Origin of the sequence: Vibrio mimicus CAIM 602 (assembly GCF_000338875.1) — a bacterium.
GTDB classification, from domain to species: domain Bacteria; phylum Pseudomonadota; class Gammaproteobacteria; order Enterobacterales; family Vibrionaceae; genus Vibrio; species Vibrio mimicus.
This window is the reverse complement of sequence record NZ_AOMO01000027.1, coordinates 122,045-142,953: the sequence shown is the minus strand read 5'-3', so window position 1 is coordinate 142,953 and position 20,909 is coordinate 122,045. Positions and strand designations below refer to the sequence as shown.

At 46.1% G+C, this 20,909-nt stretch carries 12 protein-coding genes and 3 pseudogenes; 1 reads left to right on the top strand and 14 read right to left on the bottom strand.

Annotated elements, in window-relative coordinates; genetic code table 11:
• Positions 1-62: 62 nt before the first annotated feature.
• The 4 genes from rbsB to rbsD are packed head-to-tail and all read right to left on the bottom strand — an operon-like array spanning position 63 to position 3,948.
• Positions 63-941, bottom strand: coding sequence for a ribose ABC transporter substrate-binding protein RbsB (gene rbsB / locus D908_RS11405; protein ID WP_000737184.1), 879 nt, complete (start codon positions 939-941; stop codon positions 63-65).
• A gap of 60 nt (positions 942-1,001) precedes the next feature.
• Positions 1,002-1,985: a ribose ABC transporter permease gene (gene rbsC / locus D908_RS11410; protein ID WP_032467575.1), complete on the bottom strand. Its 984-nt coding sequence runs from the start codon at positions 1,983-1,985 to the stop codon at positions 1,002-1,004.
• A gap of 14 nt (positions 1,986-1,999) precedes the next feature.
• Positions 2,000-3,502: a ribose ABC transporter ATP-binding protein RbsA gene (gene rbsA / locus D908_RS11415; protein ID WP_005524053.1), complete on the bottom strand. Its 1,503-nt coding sequence runs from the start codon at positions 3,500-3,502 to the stop codon at positions 2,000-2,002.
• Between the two features lie 26 nt (positions 3,503-3,528).
• A complete protein-coding gene (rbsD, locus tag D908_RS11420) occupies positions 3,529-3,948 on the bottom strand; it encodes a D-ribose pyranase (RefSeq protein WP_000749916.1) in 420 nt (139 codons plus the stop codon).
• A 281-nt stretch (positions 3,949-4,229) separates the two neighbouring features.
• Between rbsD and D908_RS11425 the strand changes: the two genes are divergently transcribed.
• Positions 4,230-4,490, top strand: coding sequence for a DUF3012 domain-containing protein (locus tag D908_RS11425; protein WP_000799243.1), 261 nt, complete (start codon positions 4,230-4,232; stop codon positions 4,488-4,490).
• Between the two features lie 147 nt (positions 4,491-4,637).
• Here D908_RS11425 and D908_RS11430 read toward each other — a convergent pair whose 3' ends face one another.
• From D908_RS11430 to icmH, 10 genes and pseudogenes are all read right to left on the bottom strand, one after another.
• Positions 4,638-5,006 (bottom strand): hypothetical protein, encoded by a 369-nt coding sequence (locus tag D908_RS11430; RefSeq protein WP_005524052.1) that lies wholly within the window; start codon positions 5,004-5,006, stop codon positions 4,638-4,640.
• Complete coding sequence (locus D908_RS11435; RefSeq protein ID WP_235047350.1) at positions 4,999-5,568, bottom strand: hypothetical protein; 570 nt, start codon at positions 5,566-5,568, stop codon at positions 4,999-5,001. The genes D908_RS11430 and D908_RS11435 overlap by 8 nt, the downstream gene beginning before the upstream one ends.
• 16 nt (positions 5,569-5,584) lie before the next feature.
• Entirely contained in the window at positions 5,585-8,737 is a 3,153-nt protein-coding gene (gene tssI, locus D908_RS11440) for a type VI secretion system tip protein TssI/VgrG (RefSeq protein ID WP_005524049.1), read from the bottom strand.
• 230 nt (positions 8,738-8,967) lie between these two features.
• Positions 8,968-10,231, bottom strand: a pseudogene (locus D908_RS0119245) (type VI secretion system ImpA family N-terminal domain-containing protein).
• A 53-nt stretch (positions 10,232-10,284) separates the two neighbouring features.
• Positions 10,285-13,830 carry a type VI secretion system membrane subunit TssM gene (gene tssM / locus D908_RS11445; protein ID WP_005524048.1) on the bottom strand — a complete coding sequence of 1,182 codons (3,546 nt, stop codon included), beginning with the start codon at positions 13,828-13,830 and terminating at the stop codon, positions 10,285-10,287.
• A 15-nt stretch (positions 13,831-13,845) separates the two neighbouring features.
• On the bottom strand, positions 13,846-15,252 hold the full coding sequence (gene tssA / locus D908_RS11450) for a type VI secretion system protein TssA (protein WP_005524047.1): 1,407 nt from the start codon (positions 15,250-15,252) through the stop codon (positions 13,846-13,848).
• Positions 15,253-15,261: 9 nt separating this feature from the next.
• Complete coding sequence (gene vasI / locus D908_RS11455) at positions 15,262-15,915, bottom strand: type VI secretion system-associated protein VasI (protein WP_005524046.1); 654 nt, start codon at positions 15,913-15,915, stop codon at positions 15,262-15,264.
• On the bottom strand, positions 15,912-17,498 hold the full coding sequence (locus D908_RS11460; protein ID WP_005524045.1) for a sigma-54 interaction domain-containing protein: 1,587 nt from the start codon (positions 17,496-17,498) through the stop codon (positions 15,912-15,914). Before D908_RS11460 ends, vasI begins: the two co-directional genes overlap by 4 nt.
• Positions 17,499-17,500: 2 nt before the next feature.
• A pseudogene (tssH, locus tag D908_RS0119240) lies at positions 17,501-20,109 on the bottom strand (type VI secretion system ATPase TssH).
• 25 nt (positions 20,110-20,134) lie between these two features.
• Positions 20,135-20,909, bottom strand: a pseudogene (gene icmH / locus D908_RS11465) (type IVB secretion system protein IcmH/DotU).

The window sequence follows — 20,909 nt, the reverse complement described above, 5'->3', positions numbered from 1 at the left end:
AGAGAAGTAAAACCCGTAAACCGCTCGGTTTTCCCTCCTCATGTGAGGAGGGAAAGATCAGATTATTTTGAAATCACTTTCAGTGCTACCGGGATGTAAGCTTCCACTTTTTCACCTTTGAGCATTTTGTCGGCCGTTTCAACACCAATTGCGCCAATCATGTCTGGCTGTTGTGCGACAGTTGCTGCTAATTGGCCGCGCTCTACCGCTGCGATACCGTCATCGGTTCCATCAAAGCCAACAATCATCACTGACTTGCCTGACGCTTGAATCGCACGCAGTGCGCCCAATGCCATTTCATCGTTTTGCGCAAACACAGCTTGTACATTTGGGTTGGCCGCAAGTAGGTTTTCCATGACGTTCAACCCTTTAGTACGGTCAAAATCGGCAGGTTGACTAGCCAGAAGCTGCATTTTGCTGCCTTTCACTGCATTCATGAAGCCTTCACCACGCTCACGAGCCGCAGAAGTTCCGGCGATACCTTCCAGTTGGATCACTTTGGCATCGCTACCAATCTTCTCTTCAATAAAATGGCCTGCCATTTCACCGCCGACTACGTTATCAGAAGCGATGTGGCTCACCACATCACCACGGCTCGCACCACGGTCTAATGTCAAAACTGGAATGTTAGAACGATTAGCAATACGAATCGCGTTAGAAACCGCATCCGAATCAGTCGGGTTGATCAGAATCGCTTTCACGCCGCGCACAGTAAGGTCTTCCACGTTTGAAAGCTCTTTGCTTGGGTCATTTTGCGAGTCCAACACAATCAGGTTGTAGCCAAGTTCTTTGGCTTTCGCTTCTGCCCCATCCTTCATGGTTACGAAGAAAGGGTTATTCAGTGTTGAAAGCACAATCGCCACGGTATCTTGCGCTTGCGCCGCAAAAGAAACCGAAGTGGAAAGTAGAGCAGCAGAGATAAGAGTGGTCAGTTTTTTCATTTTCGTAGTCCTTTTTGGTTTAGCCTCGCAGCCCTTGCCCTGTCGAGGCGGATTCACGTTTTATTTATTTTTGTTGTCTACCAAGACTGCCAGCAAAATAACCACTGCTTTCGCAATCATTTGGTAGTAGGAGGAAACATCGAGCAAGTTCAATGCGTTGTTTAAAAATCCGATGATAAGTGCGCCGATCAGCGTGCCCATAATGCGGCCTTTACCGCCCATCAAACTGGTGCCACCGAGCACGACAGCCGCAATCGCATCCAATTCATAGCCCATACCCGCGGTGGGTTGCGCAGAAGAAAGGCGTGAAGTGACGATGATGCCCGCCAGCGCGGCCAGTAAACCACAGATGGCATACACCCCGATTTTGACGCGATCAACGTTGATACCAGAGAGACGAGTCGCCGATTCGTTGCCGCCCACTGCATACACATAACGGCCAAAACGAGTGTGATTGAGTAGATACCAAGCGCCGGCAAACACCACGACCATCAGCCATACCGGAACCGGAATGCCCAACGCGTAGCCAGTACCAAACCATGCAAAGGTGTCCGCCGTATCAGTGAATCCGGTCGAAATAGGACGCCCATCGGTGTACACCATGGTGACGCCGCGCAGCAGCGTCATGGTGACTAGAGTGGCAATAAACGCCTGCACTTTGCCTTTGGCAATGATGATGCCGCTGATTGCGCCAAGCGCAGCACCGGCCAGTAAAGCCGTGGGTACGGCTACCAGAACAGGGACTTCCATCGCCACTAAGGTTGCCGCAAAAGCGCCACACAAGGCGAGCACCGAACCGACGCTCAAATCAATCCCTGCAGTTAAAATTACCAGCGTCATACCGACCGCAATAATCGCGTTGACTGAGGTTTGGCGCAGAATATTCAGTATGTTATCGACAGTAAAAAAATCCGGGTTTAAGAAGGAGACGACAACCACTAAAAACAGCAGTGCGATCAGCGATTTTTGTTCAATCAACCACTCTTTACTGAGCAGTTTTTTACGGTTATCAGATGTCGTATTGGTCATGGTTCGGGTACTCATGCTGTATCCTTGTTTCATGCTGCGTGAGCAGGGTTACGCCCTACTGCACACGCCATTAATTTCTCTTGATCGGCTTCGCTCGCCATAAACTCGCCGCTAATGCGCCCTTCATGCATCACCAGAATGCGGTCACTCATGCCAAGCACTTCTGGCATTTCTGAGGAGACTAAAATGATGCTCATACCTTCGGCTTTAAATTGGTTGATCAGTTGGTAGATCTCTTTTTTCGCACCCACGTCAACGCCGCGAGTCGGTTCATCCAAAATCAGCACTTTCGGCTTAGTCATCAGCCCTTTAGCGATCGCCACTTTCTGCTGATTACCCCCAGAAAGGTTGCCAATGATTTGCTCACGACTTGGGGTTTTGATGTTGAACAGGCGAATAAAGTCATCCACGGCAATCACTTCATCGGCATGTCGAATTTGCATGCCTTTGCTCAATTGATCGAGCGCGCAGAGTGACATGTTCTCTTTCACCGAAAGGCCAAGCACCAAGCCATCACCTTTACGATCTTCTGAGATATAAGCGATGCCGTTGGCCAAACCATCTTGCGGGCTAACTGGATTAACAGTGCGCCCATTGAGGTTAATCACCCCACGCTCCGAAGGCAGCGCGCCATAAATCACCTTCATCAGTTCAGTGCGCCCGGCCCCCATCAGGCCAGAGACACCAAGAATCTCGCCTTTTTTAAGCGTAAAGCTGACATCGTGTACACCCGAGCCAGTCAGGCCAATCACCTCAAGGCTGATGTCACCTTGCTGCGCAGCAATGCGTGGGTACTGTTCTTCCAGTTTACGGCCAACCATCATCTCAATCAGGCCATCTTCATTGGTATCGCACACGCGGCACTCACCAATAAATTTGCCGTCACGCAGCACTGTGATGTCGTCACAAATCTCAAAAATCTCTTTCAAACGGTGCGAGATATAAACAATGCCGCAGCCTTGTTCGCGCAGTTCATTAATGACATTAAACAGAGATTCGGTTTCGGTATCGGTCAGCGCATCCGTCGGTTCATCCATGATGATGACTTTCGATTCAAACGACAGCGCTTTGGCAATTTCCACCATCTGCTGCTCACCCAAGCTCAGATCTTCGAGCAAGGTTTTCGCACTGTGTTTCACATTCAAACGCGCGAGCAATTGATCGGCTTTGCGGTACATTTCATCCCACAGAATGCGTCCGAATGGCGAAGTCATCTCACGGCCAAGAAAAATATTTTCCGCAATCGTAAGCTGCGGGATCAGGTTTAACTCTTGGTGGATAATGCTGATGCCAGCCAGCTGGGAATCTCGTGGGCCTTTAAAACTCACAGGTTGGCCTTGATACTCGATGCTTCCTGCATCTTTGCTGTAAATGCCGGTCAGCACTTTCATCAACGTTGACTTGCCTGCGCCGTTCTCACCCATTAACGCCATTACCCTCCCCGGATAGACATTCAGGCTCGCTTTGTCCAAGGCTTTCACGCCAGGGAACGCTTTTTCAATTTGGCTCAGGGCTAAAATTGCTTGAGTCATAGTGTTTACTCCATGGTTAGGCGTGGTTAAAACACGACACCTGCTTGGAAAATCACATTGGCATAAGGTGTACATTCACCAGTGCGCACTACCGCGCGACTTTGCAAGGTACGTTGTTTAAACGCTTCATGGCTGATGTATTGGATAGCAATCGGCTTACCGCACAATTGCTCTTCGGCTTTCAATTCACGGCATAAAGCTTCATGTAGTACCGGACTCACTCGAACAAACTCTTCCGCCACGATGGCACTTTCAATCTGTGACTCAGACAAAATCACCCGCACCGTTTCCAAAAAAGAAGGCACACCATGAGTGAGCGCGAGATCAATACGCGTCACTTCATCGGGTATTGGTAACCCAGCATCGCAAATAGTGATTTCATCGGTATGGCCGAGTGTCGCCACCAGATAAGAGAGATCAGAGTTCAGTAGGGTACTTTTTTTCATGGTGATACCTTTTATCAATTCACGTTCAGATAACGACTGCACCACTTCAATCTGATGAAAAAATGCACATCGAAACGTTTCGATGACATAATAGTTTACTCAATTGAGTTTGCACGCGACAAATCGGCAGAGTGTGAAAACGATCAGCAAAATTATTCTTCAGATATACAACTGAATGAACACACTTCGAGTGAGCACGATCTTTTCGCGCTGATTTAACACAGCGGCCTCATGGTTCGGTATAGTGACGCCAACAAACTAAAGCAGTGAATGAGGATCGAATGAAAAACACTCTATTGGTAGTATTGAGTGCGCTAGCGCTTTCAGCCTGTACCGAAGTCGGCAGTAAATCATGGTGTGAAGGAATGCGCGAAAAACCGAAAAGCGAGTGGAATACTCAAGACACTCTCGACTTCGCCAAACACTGTATTTTCAACAATGAAGTCGGCAGCAAATCTTGGTGCGAAGATATGAATGAAAAATCCAAAGGTGACTGGACAGCCAAAGAAGCGGGCTCTTACGCTAAATATTGTGTGCTGTGAGAAGGAAAAACCCCAGAGTTTAATTGCTCTGGGGTTTTAACGACGACCCAATTTAATCGATGTATTTTTAATATCACTGATATTTAATTAACAATCCGTAGTAAACCCAAAGCATTCATTATCACAAACTTATTTGTGATGCTAATCCTAACTATTATCAACATCCTCTATATACTGTTGAATGTAAATATCAAGGCCTTGTAGCATCGAAAGTTCACATTGATTCATTAGCAATTCACCACGTTGGCCACCTACATTTATATAAAGCATACACTTTTCATGAATAGCTAATCTTTGCTTGCTGTAGAAATCATCAGGAAAACCATAATCTATAGACTTAGAAGAAATATTATTTCTAATCTGAGTCTCTGACTTAGCTATCTCATTTAGGATGCACACTAGAATTTTTTGATGTACTCCAGATGTATTATTGCAGCTTTCACTAGCAATAGCGTCACCACTAACACCAAACCATATAAATAAAATAGTAGAATACGCAGAAAGTAAATTATTCACTATAATCAACACATAATTTAGATTCAAACAATCTCTCTATGACTTTATCATTGGTATAGAATGGATATTTAATGATTAATTTCTCATCATCAATTATTCTTCTATAAAAAAAGTCGCCACCATAGAAATATTCATGTTCAAAATTATATTCTCTTCTTACTGAACCAGATTCAATCGTAAAAATATACGGCGTAAACTGAATAAACCAAGGTGTGATATTATCTGAGCTTGCATATCTTGTCTGAATAAAAACCCTCAACTTACTGTCTGATGCTTTACAAGAAAAGACAAATGCATCTTGCCCATATGGATTAAAATCTTTTTGTTCAAACAATAAACTTCGGTTACCAGAGATTGTTATGAATGCGTTAAGGCTACCATCATTGAGACCTCCTTTTTTCATGATACTCTCTTTCTGGAAAGAAATTTGAAACTCTTCTCCTTGGAAATCTTTTATCTTCTCATCTTGAGTTTCTATATATGATGATACAATTAAATCATCAACATTTTCATCATTAGCTTGAGCTATACTGAAACACAGTGTTAAGACGATAAGATACACACAATTTTTCATAAAATCACAATCCCAAGTTATTTTTTATTTTATTAAATTTATCAATGCGGTCATCTAAGCCATTAGAGTGTCCATAACTACCACCATTTACCGCCTGGCTAATTAACTCAACATCATTTGGTGCATTATCAATTAATATGTTTACATCACCATTAGCGTTAAATTTTTTAGATAGTGCCCCCCAATGCCTCCAGTAAATACATGCTGACTCAACTGCATAATTTAAATTTTCGGAAACAAGATCTGGATTTATGACAAAATTTTGAGTGTCATCAGGATTTTTACTATTATGCACACTTGTAAACCTTGAATACTTATCTTTTCCTGTAATCTGAATGAGCCCCCTACCTCTATATTTATATCCATCTCCGGATTTCTCATCTCCATTACCATTACTACTTGAATAAACAAAATTGAACAAATCAGGTTGTTTACATCTTGCTGGGTTATCTTCTCTTATAAACTTGTTTATCGAATCAGATTTTAATGAGTCAACATATGATCTATATTTTGAAAACTTTAGTTTCGCAGCCATATGACTATAATTACTTCCTTCTGTCAAACTACTAAAACATCCACTTTCATGAGCAATTTGAGATAAAAAATGTGCAATTCTAATGGGTGTATCTATTTCGTACATAGGACAGTATTTATTTAATGAATCTAACAACTCCTTATTATTACCTGAATTAGGGCACACTGCATTTAGCATGTCCTTAGTAATAAGAAGATAAACCCAACCATCCATCAAGGCTTCATCTAGTGCTAGTAGTGTACCTTTGCCGACAATACCATCAACGGGGCCAATGCTGTAAGACGGGTGTGTTTGGTGGCTTGGTTGATAGCTTTTTTGGAACTGCTCAATCGCGGTCTTAGTTTTTCCACCAAAGTCACCATCAGCTCCTGCTTTTCCGATATCAAACCCCAGTTTTATTAGCGCTTCTTGTAGTAACTTAACCTCATCGCTGTGATTACCTTGGCGATAAGCACTCGCTTGTCGCTTGGCGAGTTTCTCTAACTCATCGGATGGTTTGAGAAGATCGGATTTTAAAATTCGCTCCGGTGTTTTCTCTTCGGCCACAGGCTCATCATTTGCCGTGTTATTGGCAGAACTCGGCATCATAGTGGGGAGTGATGCAACATCAATAACACGCGCCGCGCCTGATTGCATTGAGGCTGCAATATCCGGCTGAACCAATTCTGCTACTGGTTTAGCTTGCGCTAACATTCTTGGTGCTGCCGCTAATTGCCCACCATAAGCGCTACCGCTGCCTGCACTGCCGCCCGCGTTTAGGTTGATGGCAGGACCGACTAAGTGCACGCCACCTGCATCGACTTTTACAAAACTGCCCCCTGCTTTTAGGGTTAACTCCGCTCCGGCTTCAACCACGATTTTCGCGCCGCTTTTGAGTGAAATCTCTTTACCCGCCTCGACAGCAATGCGTTGCCCTACTTTGTGTTGTAGTGACGCGCCAACTTCATGACTGCTGTCGAGTGCTATCTTGCTACGGCCTTCGCCCTCGACGGTAAGGTGTTGATTGCGTTGGATACGAGTAAAACGGTCATTAACCACGGTTAAATGCTGATCATGACGAATCACTTCGGTGTGGTCGTGTTCAATCAGCGCGTCAAAATCCTTTTGTGCGTGAAGTAGAATTTGCTCAGTGCCCGCTTGATCTTCAAAACTCAGCTCGTTGTAGCCTTGTCCTTGGTGGGTTTCAGTACGAAGCACTGTTTTAGTTTTATTATCAGGCAATGAATAAGGGGAAGTATTGGTCGCATGATAAGTGCGACCAGTAATGATCGGCTGATCCGGATCGCCATTAAGAAACGAAACAATCACTTCATGACCGACACGTGGAATCGCCATACTGCCATACTGACTACCTGCCCACTCTTGCGCGACTCGCACCCAACAGGAGCTTTTTTCATTACTGCTGGAATAGCGATCCCACGGGAAATGGATTTTCACTCGCCCGAATTTATCGCAAAAAATCTCTTCGCCTAAGGGACCAACTACAGTGGCAATCATCGGACCATCAACCTGTGGTTTTACACAGGGTCTTGCTCGCCAAGTGATATGCCCAGGGATAAGTTTGAGCTGATTACTGTATGTGGTCGCTCCACTGCCACCATCTTCCTGCAGAGCTTGTGGTTGAGTACCTTGATGGTTAGCTTGCACCACCAGCCAATCTCGATTCATAGCAGGGTTAAGATGGTCTTGTAGATCAAAACGTACTCCCGCGAGCAAAAGCGGCTGGTCACTTTTCGCTTCCGCAAGATAAGCTTCACGACGCAAGAATTCTAAGCGAATCTGGCTAAACGCTTTACCAGTGACATCATCTTTGTATCGCCCCGGCGCATCGAAATGCTCGTAGGTCGTTTGCTGGTAAGCCATTTCCTGACCTTGAGTACGCTGAGTAAAACCGTAGGCAGGCTTTTTAAAGCTGTAATCTTTCAGCTCAGTATGACTCACTTGAGCAGTGGTTTTGAGTTGCAACCCAACCACATAAGGGATGTTTATCCCACCACCCGCCAAGGCATTGTAAGGAACTGGAGTAGCTAGCCTAGGTTGACAATCGGTACGATCGGTAAATAAGAGTGTGTGCTTGTTCGCTTCATGTAAATGGCTATAAACCAAACCTTCTTCAGCCGCAATACGGTGTAAAAAATGCAAATCTGTTTCACGGTATTGCACACAAAACTCGCGCTTTTCGTACTTGCGTTTTAAGGCAAAAGCGTAGTCTTCAATCCCCATTTCTTGCAGCAAAATGGAGATGATTTCTGGCACAGTTTGCTCTTGGAAAATACGGCTATTACTGCGTAAAGAAAGCCTTTCAAGGGCAGGAACCAAGGTTAACGAATAGAAAGTATGTCGATGACCAGTATCACCTTTGCTGAATTGGCGAATAACACCATTAATCTGCTGCGCAATGTTCCCATCACGTACAATCGTCAAATGAGCCGTTTTATCGACAAACAGCTCAGCTGTATGGCCCGGGATCGCACTAGCCAAATCGATCTGATAACGAAAACCATAACAGGGTTGATCGCGCCATACGCTGTCAGAAAGAGACTCTTGCCCTTCAAATCCGCGTACGACCAACGATTCATCATCAACGCCGTCCACCTGCAATTGGAACTGTAACCTTGCCATCCCGTTTTCCTTGTTCTCTTCTTGTCGACTGCGAAGTTTCGAACCACAGTCATCATATGATTGTTTAAATCTCGTGTGGCAGAGAATGGCAAACTCAATGCCAGCTTTTTGCCAAGTTTTCCGTTACCGAATAAGGCTTTGCTATCACTAACGAGCAATCCCTTGCCTCAAACAAGCAAAAAACTGCCTATGAGCGAGTTTTTGCCTCAGCTTCTCTACCCAGCAATCAGTCACTGTGATTGAGAAGCATCGCGGATGCGTAACTCTAATTCAGCGATTTTCCAACTCAGGCTATCGAGCCTTTGTTTAAGAATGGCAAACTCTTTGGCTGCATTAATGAAATCCCCTTGTTCAAGCAAACCTTGTACATACTCAACTCGTCCATAAATGGGAGAGAGGCTCACGGCAAACTCTTCCAATGACTTGGTTTGCTTTTCCAATTCGCCCCATTTTCCGCGTTTAGCTAACAACGCGATATTGGATATTCTTGTACGAATATCGCTGAACTTAGCAACAAACAGCGCAGTTTGCTCCAGTGCTTCTTGCTGCTGAAGGCTAAACGCTTTATTCAACGCATTGACTTGCTCATTCTCTGGATAAAGAGCACGTAGTAATAGCAAATGACTCATGGCTTGCTGCTTGGAATCACTGAATGAGGTCGCTAAATTGCGTTCAAGTGCCGAGCGATAAAGCGGTACTAACTCATCTTGCCAACGATCCCGTTGAACCTGAGAAGATTCACGGATCAATGCCTGTGCCTGCTCAACATTGTTGAGCGCAGTAACCAATTGTGGTTTGGCGTAAGGTGTGGTGTAAAACCAGGACCAAGCCAAAAAACCTACCGCCCCCCCAATGCTCGATACCCACTAACCCAAGCAAAACTAAACCATATCCCCGCTGCCAAAATTTAAGCTTAGGTGGTTCATTTTTTTCCTGTTTTTTCAACAAGCTGTGATATTGAGTTTCAATGCGGTCAATATGCTCAAAGAGAGCAAAACCAACCCCTTCAAAATCGACTTTGTATTCCGTTTGCTGCAACTCAAACAGTTGATGTAGCCGCTCACAGTGACGCTCCGCACGATATAGATCGCGCAACGACTCATGCGTTGGTTTAAGGGCTTTTAACTCCTGCACTACTCGCGCATTGACCCAATCAAGGATCTCTTTACGTATCTTGGCACTTTTAGCATCGCAATCACCTTGATTAGCTAGGCTCGCGCTCATCAGTTCCATACCAGTGGCATAACCTGCTAGCCCCTGAGTTTTCAAACATGCGACCGCGTAGTAACCGCAGATCAGAAAATCCATGCCGTGATTACAAGCCAGTCGTTCGCAATGCTCTTTCACCACTTGCCAATCCGTGCCCCCTGCAATTGGATTGAAACGACGGTTAATCTCTTCTCGAACCCGTAAATAGGGTTCTAATACACGTATCCCTTCAGAATCATTGGTTAATCGGTAGCAAACATTCTCAATAAAAATCACATTGGACATAACAACTTCGTCCTAAAAAAGCCAGAGCGAGGTTATCGCTCTGGCAAATCTATTTAATAAAGTGTTCTAGACAGTTTGAACGACTTGAATAGACGTTCAGTGAATGGGTTCGCATCGGCTTCGGAATTGATGCGATAAATCATCTCTCCACCATCGACAATAAATTTAAAATCAACGGAAGTTGGGCTAGCCGCGACAACATCGCCTTCATCCAGTAAGCGGAAGAATGCCCACGGACCTTGGATTTGAATGCTGCGTGGCGACATATTGGTTTTGGTCGGGATTAATGTCACTTTAGACACTGCAGAATCACGTAAGGTATTTGGCCAAATCAGCTCAACGTTTTCACGAGGACCATGACTGTATGCCAAGAACTGACCATCGACATTCAGTACACTTCGGCGTTTGTTGTTGCTCAAGCTAAGCGGCTCAACCGAGAAGCTCACATCCAAGATCCCTTTGCGGTTAAAGAAAGCCTCACGGATCTTCTGTGCTTGCTTGATCTGATCCAACACCTCTTTACGGATAAGAGATTGTGCGGAGTCATCCGACGCTACGGTAATGTTCTCTTCGATAAACATCTTCAACTGGTGGTTGTAGAAGTTATCCAACGTACCATTCGGTGCAAAGAAAGACTCAAAATCTTCCAACGATGCATCTTTGCTCGACGCTGGATTGAATGGGTAGCGTCCAGCCAATTTACTTTGGAAGGTCTTGTACACATCTTCTGTCCAACGTACTTCAAGATGTTTGATCGCCTCTTGCTTAACTACATACCAGCTTTCATCCGCAAGCTTAGCTATCATGGTATCCAATGGTTTTGGCAAACCGGAAGAGATGCGTTTCAGGGTATAAATAGGATCAGCATTGACCAGTCTAACTCGTGATTTTGTGGCATCCAACGCTGCCATGCCAACATCTGGTGCATCCTTGATAGATCTTAAATAGCCTTTGACTTCCTCGACGGATGTCAACACTTCATTGAGGTAGGCGGGTTTACTTCCAACTGGCTTGAGCATGCCGTTAAGGTCAGCGAACGGCGTTTCGATCAGTAAGGCCACTTTATATTTTGGGCTTTTCACCAGCTCTTTCAGCGCCGCTTCATCTTTAGGCAATGCGCTATACAGTTGAGTATTGTCATCTAATGTGCGAAGCAAACGCTGCATTGGCTCAAGGTTGCTGGTAATGTTTTCCAGCACCAACACGGCATCATTAATGTCATTGAAATACTTAACATCAATTTCATTGAGCGCCGCACGCCAAGTATTGGTGTAATCCGCTACGTAAAGATCACGAATTTTATCGCGTAACGCTTGTTTATCCGCTTCACTAAACTGCGCCGTTTTGCTCTGCCCCAATACCCAACTGTCGATCAAAGCCAGCTCAGAAACCGATTCTGATTGCGGCATAAAGTAGTCATCAAACCCGCGCTTAGTCAGCATTTGGGGAATGTATAAGCTGCTACTGTTAATTACACGTTCTTCAAACACCACATCGAACACAGGACCAATCAAGCTACGTAGATTGATCGATGGCCCCAATACGGTCTGTGCACTCAATTTCAAGTTACGGTAAACACGCTGATCGTTCGGCATTGAACCAAGCTCAACCTGAGCTCGTGCAATCACCTGATCGTAAGGGCGCATCACCTTTTCAGCACCTTTGTCACCTCTTAGGCGATCAGCAGTCAAATCCGTATGCTGCATTGCGTAATCCAAGTGTCCCAGCAGTTCTTCTTGGATCTGGCGCTGACCAGAAAAAGACCGTTGCCAATATTTAGCAAAATAATCCAACACATAATCTTGGTAACGACCGCTCTTATCGACCAGCATGCGGTACACACGTAACACCGCTAAGCGTTCTTCATCGGTTTGTGCTTGATTGAGCGCCACCACGACATCTGCCATCAATAAAGGCAAGAAGTGAGTTTCCAACAAGTTAAGGTAGGTCTCTTCGACTTTCGGACCAATGGTGTGCCCTTGGTAAAGACCAAAATCCGAGATGTACTGTGGTTTTTCACGGAAGAAACCAAACTCAAGAGTCGCTTCACGGATCTTGTTCAATGGTTCCAACACATCTTGCTGTGACGCCAAATAACGGCTTGATGGGAACTGATTTTTATACTGATTGACCTTCGTCAGTACGGTATCCGCGTGTTGAACGTTATTGAGATAGTTACGATGCCAAGTTCCAACCAGCAACAGCGTCGCAACTGAACACGCCACAAAAGATAACCCCATGATGCGGCGTTTGTTTTTAGCCATTCGGAAGTTGTCCGATGCCAAGCCCGCCTCAGGATAAATAATGTGAGTAAACAGTTTTTGGGTGAAATAGACGGTCGAGTTTTTTGCTCTCTGGGCAGTATTGATCGCGTGCGATAGTCCATAACGACGCGATGCAGCATCATCAAACGCGTTAGTAGGTACACCCTGCTGATAAACAGACGTGAAATAAGCACCACGCACCAAGGCAGACGTTGAGAACTGATCACTTGCTAAAGCCTCTTGGAAGAACTGCTGCAAGATATCTTTCAGACCAGAAATTTGTCGCGTAAAGCTGTATATCGCATTACGCTCTTCAAGAGTCATTGGCGATGCAACCGAATGCGGCAGCATGGTATTCACCCGCTCAACAAACTGGGCATATTCGTTTGCAAACTCTTCCAACCAAGAATCGAGGTTATCCACCGAATCCATAGAGAAAGTGAAACCCAATACATCTTCACGTTGGCTTTTGGTGTAGTGCTTAAAGAATGGTTCAAAGCCGTACAACAAATCGAGCTTGGTTAGCGCGATATAGACAGGAAGACGAGTCGACAGAGTTTCCATCAACTCTCGCAGACGCGCACGCAACAAATTGGCATAAGCTTTGCGTTCAGAAGCCGTTGCGGTTGCTAAATGTGATACATCAAGTGCCAACACAATCCCGTTCAATGGGCGGCGGCTACGTGTGCGCTCTAACCAGTTGACAAAATGTAACCACAAGCGACGTTCCATCGCACCATCGCTGTTTTCACTGCGATTACCTTGAGTTAATAGCTCACCATCGGGATCAATCAGTACCGATTCATCGCCAATCCACCAATCAAATGAGTATGGGTTTTCACTTTTTTGGCCAGATGCACGCATGACCGAAGAAAACACAAAGTTCTGTCCAGAGCGGTTGATCAGGCTGGTTTTTCCAGCATTTTCTAAGCCGAGCACCAAATACCAAGGTAATTCATACAGATAATTGTGCTTATTCAGGCTTTGCTTCATGTTAAGCATGACCTGATTCAGTTCAACTTCCTGACGTTCTTCATAGACTTTAATAGGATCTTGACGCAGTTGCTCTTCGCGTTTTTGTTCCGCTTTAAAGGCTTGTAACTTGCGCCACTGCCAAATACCCCATACGGCTAAACAGCCGAGAGTAAACAAACTGCTCGCTACGGCTCGAGCCAGCATTGACTCTAGCGGTTTATAGCCAGCCACTTCTAACCAAGGGCCTGCCCACCAAATGGCGACGTTCAATAAAATGAACGTAGTGAATAGCAAAATGGGGAGCGCTGCCACCACCGTGGGTTTAAACCGCCTTACTATTCCGACAATGTATTTCCACATGAATTGTGTCCTTGTTTACTCTGACGTTGTATATCTTTGAATTTGTTCAACTAAACTCGGCTCCCACTCAGGTACTGATAGTGTTGTTACCTGTGCGAGCAGAGTCTGATACTGTTCACCAGCCATGGCATCAAGATGATTAGCACGCAGTAAATCGGCCGAAAGCAGTCGCCAATAGAACTTGTCTCGCGGTTCTATCGCACTGACTAAGCCATCATTGAGCATGGAAAGCGCCACCGCGATGCCGCCTTCTTTTGCCAATTGAAATGCTTCTTTGCGTTTTTCCTGCCAATCGCCACCTACCGATTTCCCAGCCAAGCTTTGCGTTTCTCCTACATTCGCGAGCCACTCTTTAACTGAATCGCTCACAAACGGCTCACCGCCTTTGAATTTCAGCTCTAGCAATGAAGGCAAACGGCGTAAGAAATTTTGTGTTTCTTCGGCAATAGCCTGACACCAATCACTTTTCCCAAGCTGCTGGGCTATGGTGTAACTCATCCACTGCCCTTCAAACCAATAAGGTGCCATGGTTAGGCTTTGTTCAACTTTTCGCCACAAAGCTAAATCTGGGTGCCGCTGTTGGTCTTGATAATCTTTGACGCGATCCGCCTGCATTCCACGCAGCAATGTCTCGCCATCAGGTTTGTGATCCGGAAGTGAGGTGATACTGCCCCATACAGCAAAACGACGCAGACGAATTGAAAGCGCAATGCCAAATTCTTGCTCGGCCAAAAAATCAGCTACCTTAAGCAAGGTTTGTTTCGCAGCTTTATCGCTTGAGTTATCCACCACCATGCTGGCAGCTGCTGAAGGAGCCGTTTCACTCGGCACTTCACTTTTCGCACTTTGCACCTTAGCTTGATGTTGCTGCTCAGCACGTTTCAGCTCTGCCTGAATACGAATCACCACTGATTCAACAAGTTCAGATGACAAACCTTGTTTTTCAACGGCTTGCTGCCATTCACCGACCGCAGCTTCCAGAGCCTGACGATCCGCTTCATCGAACCGATGAAAATCAAGCTTATCGACTGCGGCGGCGAAACGTTGCACCATCTGGCTAAAAAATTTACGCCGTGGCAAATTGCCTCGCGCTCCTGGCGCAGGGTAACTTTCAGTCCAGTACTGATTGAGAAACTCACTCATCACCACAAACGAAGTGATAAAGCGCGGTGGCGTCATCTGGTTGTGCAAACACTGCAGTAGATAAACCAGCAACTTGATATCTTTCGTCTGTTCACCCAGTAGCTTGAGTGTGCTGTGTTCAACCTCATCCCACTGCACGGAAGCATGGGAGAGCGAACCGACTTTCATCATCTGATCTTCAATAAAATCGAACAGTGGGTGATCCACCAACCGTTCTCCAACAGGATGACTGCTACTGATGGGTTTTGCGATGCATTGGCGGTATTCGGTAATTTCCATGCTCACTCCTTACCAACCACAACGTTCGCGTAACACATCAAGTGCTTCATTCAGCCCTCGGGTGTCAAACTGTAAACCGTTGGCAAACGCCGCGTTGGAACGCAGTTGCAGACGTGGTTCGCTACCTGCCAATTTCATCATTTCAATCGCTGGCATACCGCGCGCCGAAGAAAAGAGCACGCCGTGATCATCACTGCGCCAGAATTGCGTCTCTTGGCGAATGGAAACTTGAATCCGAGCATCCGCCACTTCTTTTGGCAGCGCTAACTCAATCCGACTGAGATTGTTGATGCAACTAAGCAGCAACACAGGAGGGGTCTGTTCAGACGAGGGACGATTTTGTGCAGGTAAGGCAATCCACGCACTGCTGCCTTGACCTTCACCATCAGTGACCAATGCCCAACCGGACTCTGATGACGTTTGTTCCAAAGCAATCATCGCCCGTTTCCATTCAGCAGGATAAGGGCTCGACGGTTCCACAGTCACCGCTTCTAAAGGCGTGGCAAATACACGATCAAAACAGGCTAAACGCTCTAAACGAGGCGAAACCTCTCGACATTGTTGAGCTTGTTCAAGCACAGATTCGGCAGTGTCGGTTTGTGCCGCAACTGAAAAAGCGACCAAACCCAAGATCAAGCTCGCCAACAAGTATTGTGCTTTCATGGGGTTTTGATCTCCAATTTCAGACACTTGTAAGCCAAAGTCCGCTTAGGAATGCCAAGGCTTTTCGCCGCTTTCGCGCGATCACCAGAAAAACGAGTAAGACGCTCACTGATGATCTGCGCTTCAAACTCATTCAGTGCCTGCTTTAAGTCATTAATCACTGCGAAATTGGGTTCACTGCTCATAATGGAGGCTGGATCTTTGCTTTCTTCGTTAGGCAAAGATGCGCTTACTTGCCCAGATCCATTCAGGCATTCCATTGACTGCAATCGATGGGCAAAGCAATTGGCTTCGACTTCAGTACCATCCGCGGTTTGCGCGCAACCAAATTCAATTAAGTGCTTTAATTCACGGACATTGCCGGGAAAGTCATATTGCTTGAGACAATCAATCGCTCGGTAGTTCAAACCACGAATACGAGTGTTGTGCTGCAAATTAAACACACGCACAAAATGCTCACCCAGCAATTCAATATCGTCTAACCGCGATGCTAGACGTGGCAAAGTAATCGGATATTGAAACAAGCGATAATAGAGATCTTGGCGGAACACTTTTTTACGAACGTGATCGAGCAGATTGACGTGAGTCGCTGAAACCAGTCGAAAATCGGAACTGAGTTCTTGCTTACCGCCCAGTGGACGGAAGGTGCGTGATTCCAATACTCGCAGCAATTTAGCTTGCAAAGTAAGCGGCATATCACCGATTTCATCCAAGAACAAAGTGCCGCCATTGGCTTGCGCTATCAAACCCTGTTTATCTGCATCAGCACCTGAAAAAGCGCCTTTGCAGTAACCAAACAGCTCACTTTCCAGCAAGTGTTCAGGAATTGCTGCACAGTTGATCGCCACAAATGGGGCGGATTTACGCGCAGACAACTCATGTACCGCCGCAGCAACTAATTCTTTCCCTGTGCCAGTTTCCCCTTGCACCATTACCGATAGTTGTGAATTGGCCGCGGAAACAATCTGCTCACGCAGTTTTTGCATAGCAGCACTTTCACCAATCAGGGTGCGAGATAAATCATTTGCCAGTAAGCGCTGCGCTGAATCTCGCTGAATCTCGGTGAGCGACTGTTTTAGCTCAAGGCGGTTTTGCTCTTCACGCTGCATATCATTAAGCAACGACCACTGCTGTGAAAACACTTCAACAAACTTAAGAAAATCCGCATCTGCAAAAGCGTTGACGATGCCGTGGCTTTCTCCCATCAGCAACAAAATGGAGTGCACCTGACGATTACCCATCGGCAAAGGTTGGATCCACACCGAGTCAAACATGCCAACTTTGGCTGTAAATTGGCCAAAAGTGCGGTTTGATTGCCAGAAAACCAGTTCTTCTGCGGTCAGATGCATCGCATTCGACGACTGTAAAACGTGAGCAAACGGCACATCAAAATCGGTCACAGACCAAGCGTATTGTCGCTGCGGATCATGAGGTACAAGTAAACGCCCATCGGATGATGGCAACAACAAAAGGCTGTCACTCAGATCCAAACCTTGAGTCAGCAGATCCACAAATTGCAGCGCAAGCTGGTGGGATTTTCTCACTCCCACCAATTCGGTCGCAAACGCTAACCATTGACTCATGACTACGACACCTCCCCAATAAACTCACCCTCTTCGGCAGCCAAACGAATGTGCTGTACGGGTGCTCTCTCGGCGAGTTTATTGAGCAGCGCCAAGGAAACGGGTGGGAGTAATTGGCCTTCAATGATGGCTTCTAGCATGCGCGCACCATTTTCACTGCGCGTTGCACGGCTTAAGATTTCGTCAATCAAGCTCTCTTCAACCACCACCTCAGCGCTGTAGCGAGTCTTGAACAGCTTCTCGAGACGCGTCAGTTTGCCGCGCACAATTTGCGCCAGCACTTCTTTGCCCAATGGCAAATACGGAATCACTTCCATACGCGCCAACAAAGCAGGTTTAAAGAAAGCCGCTAACTCAGGGTAGAGAGCTTCATCGAGCTTGGCGGGTTCATCTGCATAATCAACGATAGTTTGATAGCCCAAATTCGAAGTCAGGAAGAAAACGATGTTTTGGCAATCAATGACGCGTCCTTCACCATCCGCAATCTCACCCTTATCAAAACCTTGATAGAAGATGTTCAATACTTCTGGATGGGCTTTCTCCACTTCATCGAGCAAGACCACGGAATAAGGCATTTTGCGAATGGCTTCAGTCAGTACGCCACCTTCACCATAGCCAACATAACCAGGAGGAGAGCCAATTAAACGTGAAACAGTATGTTTCTCTTGGTATTCAGACATGTTGATAGTAGTGAGAAATTGCTTACCGCCATAAAGCTGTTCAGCCAATTGCACCACCGTTTCCGTCTTACCTACCCACTTGGGCCTACCAGTAAGAAGGCTCCTTTCGGGCGTCCCGGACGACGCAGATCCGCGCGTGCAGTTAGCAGATGGCGATGAATACGCTCGATTGCTGTTTCTTGCCCTTTGATTGCTTGTCCTAAAATCGAGGTTAGATGAGTAATCTTGTGCAATTCGTCAGTATTCATCTGATCAACCGGCACACCTGTCCAATCAGCGATCACTTCCGCAATCTGAGCCGCATCGACTTGCGGATGCATCAAACGTTTTTCATGAGCAATCGCTTCTAGCGCTTCATACTGCTCTTGCAGTGCCGTACGAACCACCTGCGAATGGTCGGGATCGGGTTCTTCCGCTTGGCTCAGCTCCATCAACTCCGCACGTAGTGCAATGATTGACTCCACCAACTCTTTTTGTTGCTGCCAACTTGCCGTCAGCTCAGCTTTTTCCGCTTCATCGGCTAACTCTTGATTGCGCAATACATCAAGGCGCTCACCATCCACATCTTGGCCTAAGAATTGCGCACGCTCTAGCATATCAATTTCAAGCTGACGCTGATGACAGAGTGTTTCGAGCAACGCCAAGCGCTTTGGAGGGGTCGTCATATTGATAGCAATACGCGCGCAAGCGGTATCCAGCACATCAATCGCTTTATCAGGCAGTTGACGACCTGAAATGTAACGAGCTGACAGCTCAGCCGCCGCTTTAAGCGCATCATCGGTAATTAACACGTTATGTGCTTTTTCATAAACGCCATTGAGGCCACGTAGAATATCTATTGCTTGATCAATAGTCGGTTCATCAAGCTTGACCAGTTGGAAGCGGCGAGTCAGCGCTGGGTCTTTCTCAAAATACTTTTTGTATTCTTTCCAAGTGGTTGCTGCGACCGTGCTCAACTCACCGCGCGCTAAAGCCGGTTTAAGCAAGTTAGCGGCATCACTACCACCTTCTTGGTTGCCTGAACCAATTAGGGTATGCGCTTCATCAATAAACAGAATGATAGGTTTGGGCGACTGTTTAATCGCATCAATGACGCCTTTAAGACGTTTTTCGAATTCACCTTTAACGGATGCTCCGGCCTGTAAACGGCCAAGATCAAGCGCGTAAAGCTCAACATTTTGCAGTTGGGTTGGTACTTTTCCTGTCACGACACGCAGTGCCAAACCTTCAATCATGGCACTTTTTCCCACCCCAGCTTCACCCACTACGATCGGGTTATTTTTACGGCGGCGACACAGAATATCCACCATCAAGTTGAGTTCATTTTCACGGCATAACACAGGATCAAGCTCACCGTTACGAGCCTGCTCTGTCACATTCGTGCAAAAACGTCCAAGTGGTGTTTCAGCTGCTTCCTGCAAAGCACCAGCCGCTTTTTTCTCACCTTGTGAAACAGCGGTTTCCGCAGAGTCGCTTAGGATAACAGCGAAGTGTTTTTTCAGGTTTTCGCGATTAATGCCTTCAAAAAGCTGAATCAGTTTAAAAGAGAAGTAACGATCCGCACGGGTCAACGCCGCTAAGAAAATCGCCCCTGAACGCAGTTCCGTTTGCTCAAGCTCAGTCGTCGACAACAGCCACGCTTCTTGCAGCAACTCAACCAGTAATGGAGAAAATGCTGGATAAGTGTCTAACACCTGTTCGCGAGTGTAAGTTGAAGCAATTGCTTGCTTAACCTGCTCAAGCTCCAATCCTGCTTGCTTGAGTACCAGACGCACGTCAGATAACGGATTATCCAGCAGCACATCTAGGTAGTGTTCTAGGGTGACTTCAGGGTGCTGGCGTTCAATGCAGAGAGAAGCTGCTTGTTCCAGCGCCAATTTGCTTTGTGCATTCAGTTTTGCAATAAGAGTGGGTAATTCAATACGGATCACAACGTACCACCTAGCCTAATTATTATTAAAGTATTTGATTGAGTTGATTGAGCACATCACTGGACTTGCCGTGCAGCACATAGCTGTAGCCAAGAAACAGCCCTACCCAAAGCAAAATGAAGCCAGCAAAAATAGACCAAATCGGCATTTGTCGACTTAGAGTGTATTTAGCACGCACTACATGATCTGTCGGACGAGTTAAGTCTTGCGGCTCACTTTCTCCAAGGCTGCTCAGTAAATTGTGTAAACGGCTAATCACTTTTTCACGTTCGGCATAACCGCCTTCCATGACACGGTATTTGCCTTCAAAGCCCAAAATTAGGCAGTGATAGATAAATGCCAATAAAGCGTGATAACGACTGGGTTCACTCTCTAAACGGCTCAGAATGGTAAACACCTTTTCACCACCCCAAGTTTCATTATGAAAGCGCGATAACATTGAATGCTCAGCCCATACACTGGATGCGCCCCATTCAGTGCCCATCACAGATTCATCCAAAAATGCACATAAAATGTAACGATAAGCCATCAAGATCGCGTGCTCGTAACCTTGCTCAGTCAGTTCGATTTCAATCGCTTTAATCTCTTCAATCGCTTGGTTATAGATCTGTTCAATGTTGTCGCACTCGGTAAGGGTGCGAACTCGCAAAGAGAGACCAAATAGCGGGGTTGCCGCATCAATCAAAGCATTCGGATTATCACCACGCAGTTGAAACCAGTAATCCTGATCGTGGTTTGATTTTTTCCACATCATCGAACAGCAAGCTGGCTAATGGCGTCTCTTTCTTGTTTTGTTGCAT